Genomic DNA, 17,179 nt, shown 5'->3' with positions numbered 1-17,179 from the left:
TTTCCTTCATTAAATACAACGCGAAACAAGCGCGTCTGTTTTTTCTCCCATGATTTTTGTATATAAATGATGAATTTGGGGTAGAAGCCGGGAAACAAATCGAGTATAATAAGTTCGTAATGAGAGAAACGAAACTACGTTTCACCAGACGAAACCCCAAGTTACAATAGGGAGGTTGTATAAATTGGCTAAACAAGATGCTTACAATGTGAAATCTTCCCTGCAAGTAGGCGACAAGTCTTTCGCGTACTATCGCCTGCAAGGATTGGAAGAACAAGGACTCGGCGACGTTTCCAAGCTGCCGTTCTCGATTAAAGTTCTGCTCGAGGCTGCTGTACGTCAGTTCGATGGCCGTGCGATCACCAAAGAACACGTACAACAACTGGCGACCTGGACAAAAGGCCGCGACGAAAACCAAGAAGTACCGCTCATGCCAGCTCGTATCGTTCTGCAAGACTTCACCGGCGTACCGGCTGTAGTTGACCTGGCAGCGATGCGTATCGCCATGAAGCGCGCTGGTGGAGATCCAAAGCGAATCAACCCGCTCGTACCGGTTGACCTCGTAATCGACCACTCCGTAATGGTTGACGACTTCGGCAACCCTGCTGCTCTGGAAAACAACATGAAGCTCGAATTCGAACGCAACCAAGAGCGCTACCGCTTCCTGCGCTGGGCGCAAACAGCGTTTGACAACTTCCGTGCGGTTCCTCCGGCAACTGGTATCGTTCACCAAGTAAACCTGGAGTACCTGGCAACTGTGATCGCTACTCGCGAAGTAGACGGCGAACTCGTTGCTTTCCCTGACTCTCTCGTAGGTACTGACTCCCACACTACCATGATTAACGGTCTTGGCGTTCTCGGCTGGGGTGTTGGCGGTATCGAGGCAGAAGCAGGAATGCTCGGCCAACCGCTGTATTTCGTAACGCCAGAAGTCGTTGGTTTCAAATTGACTGGCACGCTGAATGCCGGCGCAACTGCAACCGACCTCGCTCTGACTGTTACCCAAATGCTGCGCAAAAAAGGCGTAGTAGGGAAATTCGTGGAGTTCTACGGCCCTGGCCTGTCCAACATCTCGCTGGCTGACCGCGCTACTGTAGCGAACATGGCTCCTGAGTACGGTGCTACAATGGGCTTCTTCCCGGTAGACGCTGAAACACTCAACTACCTGCGCCAAACTGGCCGCAGCGAAGACTTGATCGCTCTGGTAGAAGCTTACACCAAAGCACAAGGTCTGTTCCGTACCGACGACACTCCAGACCCAATCTTCTCCGAAACATTGGAACTGGATCTGTCCACAGTCGTACCGAGCCTGGCTGGTCCAAAACGTCCGCAAGACCGCGTAGAACTGACTGCCATGAAGGAATCCTTCAACAACAGCCTGCGCACACCGATCGACAAAGGCGGCTTTGGCCTGTCCGAAGAGAAAATCGCAGCAAGCGCACCTGTTACTTATGCAAACGGGGAAACCGCTACACTGAAAACAGGCTCTGTCGTCATCGCAGCGATTACTTCCTGTACCAATACATCAAATCCTAGCGTAATGCTGGGTGCAGGTATCCTGGCGAAAAAAGCAGTGGAAAAAGGTTTGAAAAAGCCTCCATTCGTGAAAAGCTCCCTGGCTCCAGGTTCCCGCGTCGTTACGCAATACCTGACTGACGCTGGTCTGATTGATTCCCTGAATGCGATCGGATTCAACGTAGTCGGCTACGGTTGCACCACTTGCATCGGTAACTCCGGTCCATTGCCAGAGGAAACCAGCAAGGCAATCGCAGATGAAGACCTGACTGTAGCAGCCGTACTGTCCGGTAACCGCAACTTCGAAGGCCGTATCCATGCACAGGTAAAAGCGAACTACCTCGCTTCTCCTCCATTGGTTATCGCCTACGCACTGGCTGGTACTGTCGATATTGACCTGACTACCGAGCCAATCGGTACGGGCAAAGACGGAGAGCCTGTCTACCTGAAAGACATCTGGCCAACTCCGCAAGAAATCTCGGAAGCAATGAACAAAGCCATGAACCCAGACCTGTTCCGCGCCGAATACGGTCAAGTGTTCACGCAAAACGAAGCCTGGAACAAAATCGACGTTCCAACTGGCGACCTGTACGAGTGGGATGAAAAATCCACCTACATCCAAGAACCGCCATTCTTTAAAGACCTTGCTGGTGAAATCGCAGAGATCGCTGACATCAAAGCGGCAAAAGCAATTGCGCTGTTCGGTGACTCCGTCACAACCGACCATATCTCCCCAGCGGGTAACATCTCGCCTACAAGCCCTGCAGGTCTGTATCTGCAAGCAAACGGCGTAGAGCGCAAAGACTTCAACTCTTACGGTGCTCGCCGTGGTAGCCATGACGTTATGATGCGCGGTACATTTGCCAACATCCGCATCCGCAACCAAGTGGCTCCTGGCACAGAGGGCGGCGTAACCAAATACTTGCCAACCGGCGAAATCATGTCCATCTACGATGCTTCCATGAAGTATCAAGCAGACGGCACTCCACTCGTTGTTCTGGCTGGTAAAGAGTACGGTACTGGTTCTTCCCGCGACTGGGCAGCAAAAGGTACTTTCCTGCTCGGCATCAAAGCGGTTATCGCAGAAAGCTTCGAGCGTATCCACCGTGCCAACCTCGTTGGTATGGGCGTGCTGCCTCTGCAATTCGCTGACGGCCAAAGCTGGAAGTCCCTGGGCATCGACGGTACTGAGTCCTTCAACATTGTGGGTCTCTCCAATGATGTTCAACCAGGCCAACGCGTAAAAGTAGAAGCAACTCGCCAAGACGGCAGCAAGTTCGAGTTCGACGTCATCGTTCGTCTCGACTCCATGGTAGACGTAGACTACTACCGCAACGGTGGTATTCTGCAAACCGTTCTTCGCCAACTGCTGGACGAAGGCCAACCAGTAAACGCGTAAACTGCGCGACACAAAATAAGTTCGTAACAGCACCCACCCACAAAGGGCAGACTCCGAGAGCGTCTCGGCAGTCTGCTCTTTTTTGCATGCCGTCCCTGCGCGCACATTGAATGTCCGTGGTGCTGTCGGGAAAAGAAAAAGCACCACAGAACTACATGTCCGTGGCGCTATCATGAAAAGAAAAAGCATCACAGACTACGTGCCCGTGGCGTTATCGGAAAAAGAAAAGCACCACAGAACAAACAAGCCCGTGGCGCTTTTCCATGGCATTATTGCAAAAAGACATCCACCACAGAGTAGCGTATTTTCCGTGGGGTTAGCGTAGATGACAAAACCATGTACGGCATCGTCAGCAATCCAGGCCCGCCAAAGCCCATCGGACGCTGCCCTCCCGGCCCTGGTCCGGCTCCCGGTCGTCCCTGGGGAGGACGTTGTTGTCCATCACTCATGCGATTTCCTCCTCCGTTAGCTGGGATTTGACGATCTCCTGGTACACGCTACAGGTGGCGAGCAACTCGCGGTGTGTACCGATTCCCGCCACTTTGCCTTCCTCCAGCACGATAATCTGGTCGGCGTCCATCACGGTATTGACCCGCTGCGCGACGATGATAACCGTCGCATCCCCTGTCTCCTGCTTCAAGGCAGCCCGCAGCTTCGCATCTGTCTTGAAGTCGAGGGCGGAAAAGCTGTCGTCAAAAATGTACACCTCCGGCTTGCGGACGAGCGCACGGGCGATGGAGAGGCGCTGCTTTTGCCCGCCTGACAGGTTCTGCCCGCCTTGGGCGAGGACGGTATCCAGCCCGTCCGGCATGCTCGCGATAAACTCGGCTGCCTGCGCCACGCTTACGGCATGGCGGACTTCCTCGTCTGTCGCCTCCTCTTTTCCGTAGCGGATGTTGTCTGCGATCGTCCCCGTAAACAGCAGCGCTTTTTGCGGGATAAAGCCAATGCGGGAGCGCAGCTCGCTTTGCGACCACTCGCGCACATCGACGCCACCGACGCGGACGCTGCCGCTCTCGACGTCATAGAAGCGCGGGATCAGGCTGACCAGCGTTGTTTTTCCTGCGCCTGTTCCCCCGATGATCGCCGTCACCTGGCCGGGCCTGGCGGTAAAAGAAAGCTCAGACAGTGCAGGCTTCTCTGCGCCAGGATAGCGGAACGTCACCTGCTCGAAAGCGACTTGCCCGCCTTTTCCCGCGCCAGATGGGTCTGGCTTTTCCCTGTCGACAATGATCGGCTCTGTCGCGAGCACCTCGTGAATGCGCACCGCCGAAGCCGAAGCTCTCGGCACCATGCTAAACATCATCGACGCCATCATCAGCGAAAACAAAATTTGCATCGCATACTGCAAAAACGCCATCAGGTCGCCTACCTGCATGTGCCCGGCGCTGATCCGCAAGCCGCCGAACCAGATGATGGCAATCGACGTGACGTTCATCATCAGCATCATGACAGGCATCATCCCCGCCATGATCTGGTTGGCTTTGATCGCCGTTGCCGTCAAATCTTCATTGGCACGGTCGAACCGCTCCCGCTCGTGCTCCGTCCGGTTGAACGCCCGCACGACGCGGATTCCGGTCAACGACTCGCGCAGCACGAGATTCAGCCTGTCGATTTTGCCCTGCATTGCTTTGAAGTACGGAATCCCTTTTGAACCGATCAAAAAAATCGCCAATGCCAAAATCGGAATCGCCACGATGATGACGAGAGACAGCTCCGCGTCCTTCGACAGCGCCATGATGATTCCGCCAAAACACATCATTGGTGCCATCACCAGCATCCGCAGCATCATGTTCAGCACTTGCTGGACTTGCGTAATGTCATTGGTCGTCCGGGTAATCAGCGAGGCCGTCCCGTGCTTGTCGAACTCCTGCAACGAAAAACGTTCGACGTGGCTAAACACGCTGCTGCGCAGCCGCATGCCAAAGCCGGAAGCAGAGCGGGAAGCCAAATAGCTCGCCGCGACGGACAAAGCAGCCGCGACGGCGGATACTAGCAGCATCCAGCCTCCGGTTCTCCAGATATAGGCCGTGTCTTCCTTGACGATCCCTTCGTTGACGATATGGGACATCAGGTTTGGCAAATATAAATTCGCCAGCGATTGCAGCAACATAAAAAACATCGTCATGGCGACCATATAACGGTATGGCCGCAAAAAACGCAATAATTTCAGCAAACAAATCCTCCTCTTGCTTGATAGGCTGCGGCGGCGGATGCCCTCACGCCCGCACCATCGCGACGCACGATTCCGTCGCCGCTTCGATGTCCGGCGAGAGCAACTGCTTGACCTGCTCCATGTCGTGTCCTTCTGCGAGCAAGCTTCTCTTTTTCCGCTGCAAAAAACCCATGGCGTGCATCATGGCTCCCCAATATTGTTCTGCGAGCAGCTCCGGCTCCATCCGGCGAATATCGCCTGTCTCCATTCCGCGGCGCAACGTCTCCACCAGTACCTGCAAATTGTTGTCGCGCCACAACAGCGTCTTCAACTCGTCCCCTGTGAACAGCTCGCGCAGGTCGTGGCGCATGCGGAAAAAGAACATGACGTGCACGGAGCTTTCAAACAAATTGTGGAACATGACGTGCGCGAATTGCCGGCACAGCTCTGTAGCCGTCCCCTCCTGGGAAAAATGATGGCGGGTGTGCTTGTTGGAGAGCTGGAACATATGCACAAACAAATCGCGAAACAACGAGCGCTTGTCTTTGTAGTAGTAATACACCAATCCCCTGGCCACGCCGGCACGCTCCGCCACATCCTTGATATCTGCGGCTGCGTATCCTTTTTCCACGTAAACAGCAAGAGCGCCCTGCATGATCGCTTCTTTGCGCTGGGCGCGAATTTCTTCATTCTGCTCCTTTGAGCGAGGCACGAGCTGCTCCCTCCTTTTTCATTGACTTTCGTGTCAGTCAAAATATAATCCTCCTGCCAGCAAGTGTCAAGAGGCGAATGTCGGGCCTTGGTTTAAAACGAATGCATGTTCTCTCCCGCCTTGAGCCACCTTATGCATAAGGAGGGATTCCGTGATGAGCGAGAAAAGCTTTGAGCAAATTTACGCCGACTACAAAGCGGCAGGCGAGCAGCAAGCGTTGCAGGAAAGCGCAGGAGCGAAAAGAGTCCTATCGCCTGATTCAGACAAAGAGCGGATCGTCGCCGTGCGCAAAAACGATGACGGAGACTTGATCGCATTCAAAACAAGCAGCGGACGTGAGCTGGACTACGTCACCGCCTTGCAGGAAGCAAAAGCGGGACAACTTGCGCACGTAGACGTGTTTCACAAATACGGACGGGATATTTTGCGCAGCGAGCCGGACGGCATCAAAGAAAACAATCTGGACCAGTTGCCCATTTTTTGACCACAGGAAAAAAGCGCTCAGGCTGGTGAGCGCCGCTTGGCGTTGCAGGTGCAGGCTGTTGGCTAAGCGGCCTGCTTTTTTTATTGGTGCTTTGGAATCGGCCACGCCTAAGTAGCCCGGAAGACGAATACTTATGAGAAAAAAGTATGCATGACATTCTTTTCCAAAGGGAAAACAAGGCTTTCCATCTTGTTTTGGAAAGGTACCCGTAATGAAAAAACCGTTTCGCGAAACGTGGATCGAGGTCAATCTCGATGCCGTCAAAAGAAACATCCGCGCGATTCGCCGCCATATTCCGAAGCTGTACGGCAAGCAGGGGAACGCGGAGATTACGGTCGATGAAGTGGCGGAAATGCTCGGGACGATCAACTATGAAGTCGTCGCTACTTTGAGCAACCGCATTCCGCGCCTGTTTTTGGAGAAAGGCGAGGTCGTGGAGGTGAGCCATTTGCTGCCGGAAGGATAACCGCATTAAAATCTCCCCCTCATGCACAGCGTCTGCCGGCTCGCGAGGGGGAGATTTTTTATGCGGCTGTATGTGGAATAATTTAGCGGCGACGGCAAAAAATAAAACCACGATACTCATGGAAAGGAATGGAAGCATGAAGTCGAGATGGACATCCGCCATCCTTTGGTTGCTTGTGCTCAGCTTGCCACTCATTGGCTGCAAGGCTGGCGAAAGATTGCAAATCCAGGAGAAGATCCCCGCTCCGCTGTCTTCCGAACAAGAACAAACGCAAGGGCCAAAACCCGTTGTGCTCATCCTCATTGATTCGTTGATGGACAAGCCGCTGCAGGAGGCGATTCGCCAGGGGCGCGCTCCTGCCTTGGCCTTTTTGCGGGAAAAAGGGCACTACTTCCCCCATGTCGTCAGCTCGTTTCCGACGATGTCCGTGACGATCGACAGCACGTTGCTGACCGGGACCTACGCCGATCAGCATCACGTGCCGGGTCTGTCCTGGTACAACGAACAAGAAAAGCGGATGGTTTACTACGGTTACGGCCCAAAGGAAGCGATGAAGATTGACCAGCCGCAGGTGCTGCTGGACGCGATTTGGCAGTTGAACCAGAGTCAGTTGAATCCGCAGACAAACACGATCCACGATGTGCTGGCCGACCAAGGCAAAGATTCGGCTTCCATCAATGCGATTGTGTGGCGGGGCAAGACCGAACATGCCTTAAAAATCCCGCATCTGATCGAGATTGCCGCGCAACTGCCGGAAGAGCTGAACGTAACCGGGCCGAAGCTGCTGTCTTACGCCGCCTTTGCCCAGCTCGATCCGAACCAGAAGCGCCATACGCGCATCTGGCGCAAATACGGCATGAACGACGAGTTTTCCGCCCAGGAAACTGCTTTTTTGATCGCGCATGACAGGCTGCCGCCGCTCACGATCACGTACTTGCCGGAAAATGACATGGAGGTCCACCGCAAAGGCCCGCTGACGCTGGAAGGGATTGAAAATGCCGACAAGGCGCTGCAAACCGTGCTCGACGCCTTTGGCTCGTGGGACAAGGCCGTCGAGGAGGTGCGCTGGATCGTCATGGGAGACAGTGCCCAAAGCGCGGTGCAGGATGATCGGCAAGCGGCGACGATTGATTTGCGCAGCTTGCTCGCCTCGTACCGGATTTCCTCGATCAGCCGGCCGCCGCAAGCAACCGACCAGATCGTGATCGCCGCCAACGAGCGGATGGCGTACGTCTACGCGCTCGATCCGCAGCTTTCGCTCTCTGCCGTCGCGGCACAGTTGCAGCGCGAACCGCGGATGGACGTGATCGCGCGAAAAGAAGGACAGTCAATCGTCGTCACGGCAGGAGGCAGCAGCAAGCAGATGACGTACAAGCCGGGCGGTCCCGTCAAGGACGAGTACGGGCAGACGTGGACGATCAGCGGAGACACAAGCGTATTGGACATGACCGTGAGCAAAAAGCGGCTCACGTACGGGAAGTATCCCGATGCGTTGGCCCGGCTGCACGGAGCCATGAACTCCCACCCCGGAAGATACGTCATCGCCACCGTGCAGCCCGGCTACGAGCTGATTACGGAAAGCTCCCCGACCCATATCGGCGGCGCTGCCCACGGCTCGCTGCATGCAGCCGACTCGCTCGTCCCGCTGCTCGTCACCGGAACCGATTCGCGTCCGAAATCGTTGCGCATCGTCGACCTCAAGGAATGGCTGCTGCGCCTGGTCAACGAAACCGACTAGGCGGATGCTGCTCTAGCCTTTGTTGATCCGCTGTCTGGCCGATTCGCGTTTGCCTGTGGCGGGAACGAGCTCGCCCACTTCTCCCAGGCCGAAAACAGGCATATTGACATACACACATTCGTAATGGCCCGCTTCTACCAAGTACGTCTCATGGTAAATTCCGACCGAGCCGTCTGCGCCCACTGCCTGATTGAACTTTTTCCACGCCTTCAGGTGCAGTGGGGCGTGCCGCGCATATTTTTCCAAATGCTCAAACGAACGCCAATATTGAATCTGGGTGATCGTGCACAGGCTCATGCTGGAGCGACTGCCCAAAAAGCCAAGCTCGGGATTTTGATACAGCTCCTCCACCATTCCGCCCATCGCCCGCGCAACCGGAAGCCATTTGTGAACCGCCAGCAGTTGGTTGATCCGCATGCCGATGATGAACACTACGTATGACCCTTCCATTTTTGCCGTGTACCGTCCAGGCACAATTTTCGCCATTGCGCTCTCCTACCTTGTCAAAGATTTGAGATGAAGCTCATAGCAAGCCATAAAATCGTCCGACCGGAACAAATGCGCCGTCAAATACGCCCCGTAAAACATGGAGAACAGCAGCACGACAGCCTCCTCCTCGCTGACATCGTCGGCGAGTTCCCCGTCTTCGCGCGCTTCCCGCACACAGCGCACAAAAATCTGGTGCAAGTCCGCATCGCTGAAGGGCGCCCTGTCGCTGACATCGGGGAACAGCAAGGCCAGCTCCGCCGCTGACAGCGTCGGGACGCACGGATGCATTTTTTGCTCGGCGAGAAAGCTAATCAGGCTGAGCATAATCCCCGGATACTTCTCGCTTTCCTCCGCCACCATGGAAAAGATGTGGCGCACAGCAGCAAAGCCCCGCTTCCCGTTGGCTGACAGCTCGCAGAAGCAGCGCGCCTGCCAGATGCTCATGAAATAGATGAGCAGCTCCTCTTTTTGCGGAAAAAACTTGAAAAACGTCACCTTGGATACTTCTGCACGCTCGCAAATATCGTCGACGAGCACGCTGCGAAATGTTCCTTCGTCGATCAGGGCCAGTGCTGCCTCCAGTAAGGCGAGCTTCGTTTTTGCTTTTTTCTTTTCTCGCAGCGAAATCGTTTCCGTCATAGTTCCCTCTCTTTCGTTTTCCAGTTACATCCAAGAAATACAATAGCATTTATATTAACTCGAGTAAAGTTTTTTATTTAAGTAAATGAATTGTACAACGGCGTTTTCTCCTCTTCCAGTAGCCAATGGCCCCAAAAGCCATACCATAGGTAAAGAGCCCTGCGAAGGAGAGAATCCCGTGAGAATTTGCTTTTCCTGTAATCTCATCGAATTCAAGCCAAAGGGAAACGTCCTGCAATTTTTTATTTTGCTGCGTTCCGTCGACCGTATCGTGACGAAGCTTGGCGCGAGCGAGCGCAAGCGGTACGTGCTCGATTGCGTCTTGCCTTTTCAGTTCCGCAACGGAACGGGCGGCTTTACGTTTGAACACGTCCGGTTTCACAAGTCGGACGATCTCGTGAATGACATCATCGCCCGCGACCAAAAGCACAAATACGACTTTTTGTTTATCCGTGGCCGCAACGAGGCTTTTCACCTGGTGGAAAAAAAGCCTGCGCTCGGCAAAAAGCTGCTCTATTTGGCCGTCCAGTATAATTTGCGGGACCCGTACATCATGGGCAGACTGGATCACATTTTCCAGCATTCCCGCGTCGTCTTTTTCCAGACGGAGCCGAATGCCGACAGATATCGCCGCTACCAGCTCAGCAAAGCGAAATACTCGGCGCAGGAGCTACAGCGCAAAATCCAGGTGCTGCCCCAGTTCGTCGAACCCCACGACGGCGAGCCGCTCACCCGTCTGCCTGGCGAGCCTTTGCATCTGATCTGGGCAGGCGTCATCCGACCGCGCTATGGACTTGCTGTCGCCACCAAAGCGATTCGCCTGATTCGCAAAAGATATCCGAAAGCGAAGCTGCGCGTCCTCTATCCGTCCATCGTCGGCAGCTATCAAAAAAAGGCGCGGATTCTGCTGCGCACGTCTGGCGTCGCCGACCACGGGCAAAAGTCGATGTGGACGACCCAAAAGATGATCGTGCAAAGCGGCATCGGCATTGCGCTGCTCTACGACGATACCCCGGACCAGAACCCGTCTCACTCGTACTTGTCCCGGATCATCGAATGCATGGCGCTCGGCGTCCCTGTCCTGACGACCAAAACGATCGGCAATCTCGCGTTGCTGGGCGAACATTACCCGCTGTTTGTGCAGGATGCCCACGACATCGCCTTCCATTACGAAAAGCTGCGCGATCCCGCCTACTACCAGGACATGAGCCAGTACGTCCGGGCGCGCGGGGAGCGCTTTCTCGCCGACAACGCCGTCCAGCCGTTTTGGCGCGTGCTGCAAAGCGAGTACAGGCAGCGCAAATAGCAAAAAAAGCCAACACGCCCGCAAGCAAGCGTGTTGGCTTTTTGGTTATTTCATCATTTTTCCCATGCGATAAGCTGCTTCCATGATGTAGGGAGCGTACTCGCTCATTTTTTCCGGGGTGAGCCGGTTGGATGGGCCAGATGCGGCGATTGACGCCACCAGTTGTCCGTTGCGGTTGAAGATCGGCACCGCTACGGCCGCTGTCCCCAGCTCGCGCTCCTCCACGCTGGTTGCAAAGCCAAGTCTTTTGATCTGGTCGAGCTGCTCGACATACGCCTCCCGATTGACGTATTCCGGCCAGTCCGGATCGTTCAGAACTTGTTCCAGCACATGCGGCTCGTCATAGGCGACCAACACCTTGCTGGACGCCCCGACGGCCAGCGGCATGCGCGCCCCGATCGGCGCGACCCTGCGAATCGGCTGCCGACTCTGCACAGCCTGAATGCGTATTCGCTCGTTTCCATCGCGCACGTACAGGCTGATCGTTTCCTCTACCAAATCCCGCAGCCTCTCCATCTCGGGCAAAAGCAGTGTGGCGGGATCGTCGTTATGCGTCAGGTTGGCGGAAAGCTCCCAGATGCGAAAGCCTAACCGATATTTTTCCGTCTGGACATCACGGATGAGAAAGCCCTTGTTTTCCAACGTCGCCAGCAAACGATGCACCGTGCTTTTATGCAAGGAAAGCCGACTCGATATCTCACTTAGCCCAAGGTCTGTGGCGTCCGTAAAACAGAGCAGGATATCCAAAGCACGCTCGACGGAACGAACGTTTGCTTTTTGTTCATCCATTTGTTCTTACACCTGCTTCCTACTTGGTTCCGTTCGTTTCATCTGATGAAACAAATATGCTACTTTTCAGTATACAAAAATTAATAGCATAGTAAAGAGCGAATCTTCCCCCGCCGAGCCAAATCCTACCTATTTTTTTTGCGGCAAGGACATTCCCACAAGCGCTGAAACAAGCCGGACATACATTAGGAAAGAATCATGCGTTTCACATCACGATTGGGGGAATGACCTCTTTGGGCAATAAAAGCGAGTCAAAACTGACCAAGTACTACGTGCTGCGGGCAAGCTCCGCTCTGTCCGGCGCGCTGCCAAAGACGTGCAAGTTTTCCAGGCGCGCTCTGTACAAGTTTCTCGACCGTTACCGCAAAGTGATCGCCAAGCCAGCCTCAGGCAGCGGAGGCGCGGGAGTCATCCTCGTGACCGGGCTAGGCGGCGGCCGCTATCGGGGCCAGCGCGGGGCCAAGCGCAAGACGAAGCACGGCAAAAAAGCGGCGTACAAGCATTTGGCCGCAAAATCAAAACGCGCTATCTCGTGCAGCAGGGCATATCGCTTGCTCGCGTCAACAGCTCGCTGTTTGACGTCAGAGTCATGGTGCGGCGAAAAAGCGGACAGCCTTGGGTAGTGGCGGGCAAAGGCTACATCATCACCAACATAAAGCGCAGCGGCGGCAAAGTGCTCCCGCTCTCCCCCGCGATTTGACGCTCGAACATTCGCGGAGCCTCGTCCTCGGCGATCGTCTCCCGTTTGCAGCAGGTCGCACTGCTCGCAGCGAAACGGCTGGCCCGCTACTACACCCGCCAGCGCGTCTTCGGCTTCGATATGGGCATCGACGCAAACGGGCGCGTCTGGATCATCGAAGCAAACTTGCGGCCAGACATTTCCTTGTTCCAGAAGCTCGCCGACAAAAGCATGTACCGCACCATCCTGGCCTATCGCTGCCACGGATGAACAAGCGGGTGTCCCCCTGGCAGGCAAGGCTGCCTCGCGGGGATACCCTGCTTTCTTTTTCGGGGCTGGTCCGCCTGCAATGGGAAAGGGGCGCATCCCGTCGTCTGCGTCAGACATGCGGGACAGCCCCCTGTTTATTTGGCCTTGTTTATTAAAAATCGAAGTTGTCCGGATCGGGTCCAAAGCGCTTGTTCTCGTTCAGCGCACTGATTTTTTCCACGTCTTCGGCACTCAGCGCGAAGTCAAACACTTGTGCGTTTTGCACGATGCGCTCAGGCGTAATGGATTTCGGAATGGTGACAACCTCGTTTTGCAAATCCCAGCGAATGACGATTTGCGCAGGCGACTTGCCGTATTTTTGTCCCAGTTCCACCAACAGCGGATGATCGAGATTCCCCTGCATCAGCGGGCTCCACGCCTCCAACTGGATGCTGCGCTCTTTGCAATACGCGTGCAGCTCTTTTTGCGTGAGCAGCGGATGGTACTCGACCTGGTTGACGACAGGCGTGATCTCGCTGTGCTTTTTCAGTTCTTCCAGATGGTGAATGTGAAAATTGCTCACGCCGATCGCTCGCACGTATCCATCGCGGTACAGCTTCTCCAGCGCTTTCCACGTCTCCACAAACTTGTCTTTTACCGGCCAGTGGATCAGGTACAGGTCGAGCGTATCCAGCCCCAGCTTTTTCATGCTCGCGTCGAAAGCTTTGAGCGTCGACTCGTAGCCTTGGTCGGCGTTCCACACCTTTGTCGTGATGAACAACTGGTCGCGGTCGATTCCCGCCTGGCGGATTCCTTCGCCCACGCCTTCCTCGTTGCCATAGACAGCAGCGGTGTCCACACTGCGGTAGCCCGCCTCAATAGCCGAGCGGACTGCCACTGTTTCATTGCCATCTTTTGCTTTCCAGACGCCCAGACCCAGCCAAGGCATTTCCACTCCGTTGTTCAAAACGGAACGATCTGTGATTTGTGTTGCCATCCGATCTCCTCCCGACTCGCGCTGTTTATGTACTTACATTAAGAAAGTATATCACAGGTTGAGCGATCGGAAAACTCGACTGCTATCTTTTGGAAAAAAACAATCCCCCTCAAACATCAGGGAGGCTCGCTTCTCTTGCTCTAGTACAGACGATTGGTGTAGCTGTCTTGCAAGCCCTCTGCCACCTCTTTTGCAGAGATGCCAGGGAGCTTCACGTGGTCTGCCAGCATTTTGGCAATATTAGGCGTCGTGCCAGCCTCCGGCCACTTGTCCGGCTTCCACAGCCCGGAGCGCATAAACGCCTTGGCGCAATGCACGTAGCACTCTTCCACCTGCACGCCGATTCCGAGCGCGGGAACCTTGCCCTTTACAGCCATTTTCTCCAAAATATCCTGGTCCTGGATCACACATGCCCGTCCGTTGATCCGCAATGTTTCTTCCAGCGTCGGAATCAAAAAAATCAGGCCGATGTGCGGATTGACCAGGATGTTGGTGATGGAATCCATCCGCTTGTTCCCCGGCCGCTCCGGGATGACCAGATGGCGGTCGTCGATGATGTGCACGAAGCCCGGCGCATCTCCGCGCGGCGAGGCATCGCAGTTTCCTTTTTCATCTGCGGTAGAAATAATCAGAAAAGGCGATTGAGCGATATAATTCCGGCAATGCTCATCGAGCTGGGAGATCGACTTGTTTTGCACCAGGGGGCTCGGTACTCCGAACGTTTCTCGCAGTTGCTCCTCGGACGTGACTACTTCGCGAAATATTCCGAATCCTGACATGACTGCACCTCTTTTTCCTGTTATGGAAAAGCATTACCTCCATCATACCATAACCAGCGGCTGTTCACGGCACCGATTTGCCTTCCCGCGCTCAGCGGCTGCCTTCGACGCACTGCTGAATGTACTGCACGGACTGGGCGTTCAGATAACGGTCCTCGATCAATAGCGGCAAAAAGCGCGACTGCCGCTTCAAATAGTCGCCGACGATGCTGGTGCACACAATCAGGCTCGGCTTCGCGGACAAAAACTCATCCAAGGACGACGGGTATTCCATCGAGCCGATTTGCAGCTCCAGGTGCGTCATCCCCGCGTTGAGGATGGATTGGCGGAAATTGTAGGCGCCCTCCCATGTCGTGCCGCCGATTCCCACGAGGCTGCCAGGAGGGAGCTGCTGCAACTCCCGGATCGACTGGAGATTCGATTCCAGCAAGCAGCCGATGACCTTCGGAACGTCACTGTCCCCCAAGCTGTCCAGCCATTTTTGCACCTCTTCTATGTGTAAAAACGTCGTGACGACGAGATCGTAGTAGCCGTTGAGAATGCTGCTTGCAAACTGCTCCAGGTCTTTAATCAGGCACGGCTTGACGGTGTAGCCGGTCGCCTTTTCCAGCTCGACTGCGTATTCCTGCACCTGTACGACATTACACTCGGCAAACAGGATGGCTGGCTTCGTCCGGCCCTGTGCCATCTGGAAGGCCGGCTGCTTCGCCTTTTCCAGAACGCGGGACAAGATCGTCTCTTCCCGCTGCTTTGCTGCGATTCTCTGGTCGACCTGGGCGCTCTTTTTCGGGAGCTTGTCCGCGACAAACGCCGCTCCGGCATCGTCCAGCGTCACGTAGCCTTCCGCTTCCAGCGCTGCATACGCGGCTTCGACCGTTTGTTGCTTCAGCCGCAAAAAGCCGGACAGCTCGCGGATCGTCGGCAGTTTGTCCTGCGGCTGATAAATTCGTTGCTCCATCAAGTTTTTCAACTGTTCCTTCAATTGACTAGAGACGGGAATGGAGGATGGACCATTGACAGACTTCTGCATCAAATCACCCCGTGAAAAAGGTATCGCAGTAATATTCTGTCATATTACAATAGGATAATTGGACAAAGCAAGTGCCAGATACGAGAGCCAATTCGCATCCGGCACATTCTTTTCTCAATCTCCACGCGGCGGAAATTCGCCAAGCACGCAAATGATATAGTTTACGCCTAAATAGGGTTGTCTGTTGTTGTGCGGCATCCCTTCTCCTGCGGGCGAAACGGCGAACTGGCTAAGCGTTGTCTGTGCCGACGCATCGGCTGGTCCGTAAGCCAAAAGCCCGCCTCTGCCCTCCGTGTTCGACCAGATCATCCCGTCCGGGTTGTTTGTCGTCGGCCTCTCCGCAGCGTTTGGAACGTGCGTATGCCCAGGCATCTGTGAGGTATTTAGCGTCACCGTGCTGCTGCCTCCCTGATCTCCGAACGCTTTCGGCGTCAAGCCATTGCCTGTTCCGTGGTGCATCGGCGCCGTCCCTTGCAAATTGGGCAAAGCAAACGTCATTTTGCCATCCCCGCCAAATCTCGTCCCCAAAATGGCAAACAGCGGCGTAAACTGCCCGATCGAAAGCAAACTTCCGTCGCAAAAAGCCCAGTTTTTCGGTGCGAACTGGCCTGTAAAAATCCGAATCTCCCCGACAAAGCCGTCCATTTTTCATTCCTCCTCGATCAGTTAGTTACGGGAAGGGTATATCCCTTGTATAGCAATGCAGTAATTGAGCACCTGGTAAGGCTGCATGTTGTTGTGCGGCTGGCTCCCTCCGGCTGCGCCCAGGGCATCGCCGCGCATCGTCGCATTCGGGGCGGCCGCAAACGCTTGTACATTCGTCATGGCCCATACGTTTGCTTCGGCCTTTCCGATTGATCCCGAGGTCGACAGCGGCTTGGCGACGTGCGTGTGCGGCGGCATTTCCCCAATGCTCAGCACATGCGCTTCCTCGCCGCCAGCCTGTCCGAGCGTGATTCCGTTTCCGGTGTGGACAGGCACTCGCCCCCGCAGGTCAGGCAAGGCAAAGGTCGTGACGCCGTTCCCCCCATAAGTCGCTCCGAGGATCGAATACAGCGCCTGGTGCTGGGCAATTTGCAAAATGGATCCATCACACAGCGCCCAGCCCCTCATCGGGAACGGAAAAGCAAAGGCGCGAATTTCTCCGAGAAATGGTTCTGACATCGCAATCTACCTCCCCTGGATAAATGTGTTGCCTACGATTGGACTGGATAATAGCCTATTGTCGCAATGATGAAACTGATAACGGTATAGGGCATCATGTTATTGTGCGGCTGGTTGCCGCCGATGCTTTCCACGGCGAGAGGGCTCATCTGGATCGCCGCCTGATTTTGCGAAAATTGCGAAATCCGCTTCGCCCAAACATGCCCGCCTGGTTCCACATCAGTCCCGTCCGTTGACGATACGTTGACCGTATGGGTGTGCGTCGGCAATTGGCCAGACTGAAGGACGACCGTCTCGGTTCCGCCCATCGCTCCCAGCGGGTAAGCAGTTTGCGTGGACGGGTTGGTGCCCATGTGTACAGGCACTCGGCCGCGCAGATCGGGCAAGCCAAACGTGGTCATCCCGTCACCGCCATAGGTCGTTCCAATCACACTGAACAGCAGTTCATTTTCCGCTATCGAAAGCAATTGCCCCTCGCAAAACGCCCAGCCCCGCGGCGCATAAGTTCCCGCAAACATCCTGATTTCTCCCACATATGGTTCCATCGTTGTTGCTCCCTCCTTGTTTGCTTCTGCGTATTTGCCCGAAA

The 17,179-nt window shown here is 55.0% G+C and carries 16 protein-coding genes and 3 pseudogenes; 7 read left to right on the top strand and 12 right to left on the bottom strand.

The annotated features are described in order from the left end of the window. Nucleotides 1–184: 184 nt before the first annotated feature. Entirely contained in the window at nucleotides 185–2,914 is a 2,730-nt protein-coding gene (acnA, locus tag AC3WQH_RS07625) for an aconitate hydratase AcnA (protein ID WP_007783142.1), read from the top strand. Between the two features lie 269 nt (nucleotides 2,915–3,183). On the opposite strand, the gene AC3WQH_RS07620 is transcribed toward acnA, so the two are convergent. From AC3WQH_RS07620 to AC3WQH_RS07610, 3 genes are read right to left on the bottom strand one after another with little or no spacing between them, the layout of a single operon-like run. Beyond that, entirely contained in the window at nucleotides 3,184–3,363 is a 180-nt protein-coding gene (locus AC3WQH_RS07620; protein WP_174768821.1) for a hypothetical protein, read from the bottom strand. Then, nucleotides 3,360–5,090: an ABC transporter ATP-binding protein gene (locus tag AC3WQH_RS07615; RefSeq protein ID WP_007783136.1), complete on the bottom strand. Its 1,731-nt coding sequence runs from the start codon at nucleotides 5,088–5,090 to the stop codon at nucleotides 3,360–3,362. The genes AC3WQH_RS07620 and AC3WQH_RS07615 overlap by 4 nt, the downstream gene beginning before the upstream one ends. 43 nt (nucleotides 5,091–5,133) lie before the next feature. After that, the gene (locus AC3WQH_RS07610) at nucleotides 5,134–5,781 is read right to left on the bottom strand and encodes a TetR/AcrR family transcriptional regulator (protein WP_005828492.1); all 648 of its coding nucleotides are present in this window, start codon (nucleotides 5,779–5,781) and stop codon (nucleotides 5,134–5,136) included. A 154-nt stretch (nucleotides 5,782–5,935) separates the two neighbouring features. Between AC3WQH_RS07610 and AC3WQH_RS07605 the strand changes: the two genes are divergently transcribed. The 4 genes and pseudogenes from AC3WQH_RS07605 (at nucleotide 5,936) to AC3WQH_RS07590 (ending at nucleotide 8,469) form a co-directional block, all read left to right on the top strand. Further along, on the top strand, nucleotides 5,936–6,265 hold the full coding sequence (locus AC3WQH_RS07605) for a DUF3892 domain-containing protein (protein WP_005828490.1): 330 nt from the start codon (nucleotides 5,936–5,938) through the stop codon (nucleotides 6,263–6,265). Between the two features lie 211 nt (nucleotides 6,266–6,476). Beyond that, nucleotides 6,477–6,563: pseudogene (locus AC3WQH_RS07600) on the top strand (alanine racemase C-terminal domain-containing protein); the annotation flags it as partial. A gap of 3 nt (nucleotides 6,564–6,566) precedes the next feature. Beyond that, nucleotides 6,567–6,731 (top strand): annotated as a pseudogene (locus AC3WQH_RS07595) (alanine racemase C-terminal domain-containing protein); the annotation flags it as partial. A gap of 136 nt (nucleotides 6,732–6,867) precedes the next feature. Next, nucleotides 6,868–8,469 (top strand): alkaline phosphatase family protein, encoded by a 1,602-nt coding sequence (locus AC3WQH_RS07590; protein ID WP_005828486.1) that lies wholly within the window; start codon nucleotides 6,868–6,870, stop codon nucleotides 8,467–8,469. A 12-nt stretch (nucleotides 8,470–8,481) separates the two neighbouring features. On the opposite strand, the gene AC3WQH_RS07585 is transcribed toward AC3WQH_RS07590, so the two are convergent. Together AC3WQH_RS07585 and AC3WQH_RS07580 are read right to left on the bottom strand one after the other, a co-directional pair. Then, nucleotides 8,482–8,955 carry a DUF4188 domain-containing protein gene (locus AC3WQH_RS07585; protein WP_005828484.1) on the bottom strand — a complete coding sequence of 158 codons (474 nt, stop codon included), beginning with the start codon at nucleotides 8,953–8,955 and terminating at the stop codon, nucleotides 8,482–8,484. A 9-nt stretch (nucleotides 8,956–8,964) separates the two neighbouring features. Then, entirely contained in the window at nucleotides 8,965–9,597 is a 633-nt protein-coding gene (locus AC3WQH_RS07580; RefSeq protein ID WP_007783130.1) for a TetR/AcrR family transcriptional regulator, read from the bottom strand. 178 nt (nucleotides 9,598–9,775) lie between these two features. Here AC3WQH_RS07580 and AC3WQH_RS07575 point away from each other — a divergent pair, with 178 nt between their 5' ends. Continuing rightward, on the top strand, nucleotides 9,776–10,903 hold the full coding sequence (locus AC3WQH_RS07575) for a glycosyltransferase family protein (RefSeq protein WP_005828480.1): 1,128 nt from the start codon (nucleotides 9,776–9,778) through the stop codon (nucleotides 10,901–10,903). A gap of 45 nt (nucleotides 10,904–10,948) precedes the next feature. Here AC3WQH_RS07575 and AC3WQH_RS07570 read toward each other — a convergent pair whose 3' ends face one another. Beyond that, entirely contained in the window at nucleotides 10,949–11,692 is a 744-nt protein-coding gene (locus tag AC3WQH_RS07570; protein WP_005828478.1) for an IclR family transcriptional regulator, read from the bottom strand. Between the two features lie 224 nt (nucleotides 11,693–11,916). Here AC3WQH_RS07570 and AC3WQH_RS07565 point away from each other — a divergent pair. Then, nucleotides 11,917–12,641, top strand: a pseudogene (locus AC3WQH_RS07565) (YheC/YheD family protein). 151 nt (nucleotides 12,642–12,792) lie between these two features. On the opposite strand, the gene AC3WQH_RS07560 reads toward AC3WQH_RS07565, so the two are convergent. From AC3WQH_RS07560 to AC3WQH_RS07535, 6 genes are all read right to left on the bottom strand, one after another. Beyond that, a complete protein-coding gene (locus AC3WQH_RS07560; RefSeq protein ID WP_007783121.1) occupies nucleotides 12,793–13,617 on the bottom strand; it encodes an aldo/keto reductase in 825 nt (274 codons plus the stop codon). 140 nt (nucleotides 13,618–13,757) lie between these two features. Next, the gene (locus tag AC3WQH_RS07555) at nucleotides 13,758–14,396 is read right to left on the bottom strand and encodes a pyridoxamine 5'-phosphate oxidase family protein (RefSeq protein WP_005828469.1); all 639 of its coding nucleotides are present in this window, start codon (nucleotides 14,394–14,396) and stop codon (nucleotides 13,758–13,760) included. 91 nt (nucleotides 14,397–14,487) lie between these two features. Beyond that, a complete protein-coding gene (locus tag AC3WQH_RS07550) occupies nucleotides 14,488–15,426 on the bottom strand; it encodes a GntR family transcriptional regulator (protein WP_492331975.1) in 939 nt (312 codons plus the stop codon). A gap of 114 nt (nucleotides 15,427–15,540) precedes the next feature. After that, a complete protein-coding gene (locus tag AC3WQH_RS07545) occupies nucleotides 15,541–16,071 on the bottom strand; it encodes a phage tail protein (RefSeq protein WP_005828466.1) in 531 nt (176 codons plus the stop codon). Between the two features lie 21 nt (nucleotides 16,072–16,092). Beyond that, nucleotides 16,093–16,590 (bottom strand): phage tail protein, encoded by a 498-nt coding sequence (locus AC3WQH_RS07540; RefSeq protein ID WP_005828464.1) that lies wholly within the window; start codon nucleotides 16,588–16,590, stop codon nucleotides 16,093–16,095. A gap of 32 nt (nucleotides 16,591–16,622) precedes the next feature. After that, nucleotides 16,623–17,135, bottom strand: a complete 513-nt coding sequence (locus tag AC3WQH_RS07535) for a phage tail protein (RefSeq protein ID WP_005828462.1) — start codon at nucleotides 17,133–17,135, stop codon at nucleotides 16,623–16,625. Nucleotides 17,136–17,179 lie beyond the last annotated feature (44 nt).

The sequence above is a fragment of the Brevibacillus sp. FW301-21C12A genome, assembly GCF_058788915.1.
The sequence above is the reverse complement of the archived record's forward strand: the minus strand, read 5'-3'. Positions and strand labels throughout refer to the sequence as shown.

Coding starts and splice junctions, on each gene's coding strand:
- AC3WQH_RS07580 (WP_007783130.1), bottom strand. CDS start 9,597: ATGACGGAAACGATTTCGCTGCGAGAAAAGAAAAAAGCAAAAACGAAG.
- AC3WQH_RS07605 (WP_005828490.1), top strand. CDS start 5,936: ATGAGCGAGAAAAGCTTTGAGCAAATTTACGCCGACTACAAAGCGGCA.
- AC3WQH_RS07590 (WP_005828486.1), top strand. CDS start 6,868: ATGAAGTCGAGATGGACATCCGCCATCCTTTGGTTGCTTGTGCTCAGC.
- AC3WQH_RS07585 (WP_005828484.1), bottom strand. CDS start 8,955: ATGGCGAAAATTGTGCCTGGACGGTACACGGCAAAAATGGAAGGGTCA.
- AC3WQH_RS07620 (WP_174768821.1), bottom strand. CDS start 3,363: ATGAGTGATGGACAACAACGTCCTCCCCAGGGACGACCGGGAGCCGGA.
- AC3WQH_RS07570 (WP_005828478.1), bottom strand. CDS start 11,692: ATGGATGAACAAAAAGCAAACGTTCGTTCCGTCGAGCGTGCTTTGGAT.
- AC3WQH_RS07545 (WP_005828466.1), bottom strand. CDS start 16,071: ATGGACGGCTTTGTCGGGGAGATTCGGATTTTTACAGGCCAGTTCGCA.
- AC3WQH_RS07535 (WP_005828462.1), bottom strand. CDS start 17,135: ATGGAACCATATGTGGGAGAAATCAGGATGTTTGCGGGAACTTATGCG.
- AC3WQH_RS07550 (WP_492331975.1), bottom strand. CDS start 15,426: ATGCAGAAGTCTGTCAATGGTCCATCCTCCATTCCCGTCTCTAGTCAA.
- AC3WQH_RS07540 (WP_005828464.1), bottom strand. CDS start 16,590: ATGTCAGAACCATTTCTCGGAGAAATTCGCGCCTTTGCTTTTCCGTTC.
- AC3WQH_RS07560 (WP_007783121.1), bottom strand. CDS start 13,617: ATGGCAACACAAATCACAGATCGTTCCGTTTTGAACAACGGAGTGGAA.
- AC3WQH_RS07555 (WP_005828469.1), bottom strand. CDS start 14,396: ATGTCAGGATTCGGAATATTTCGCGAAGTAGTCACGTCCGAGGAGCAA.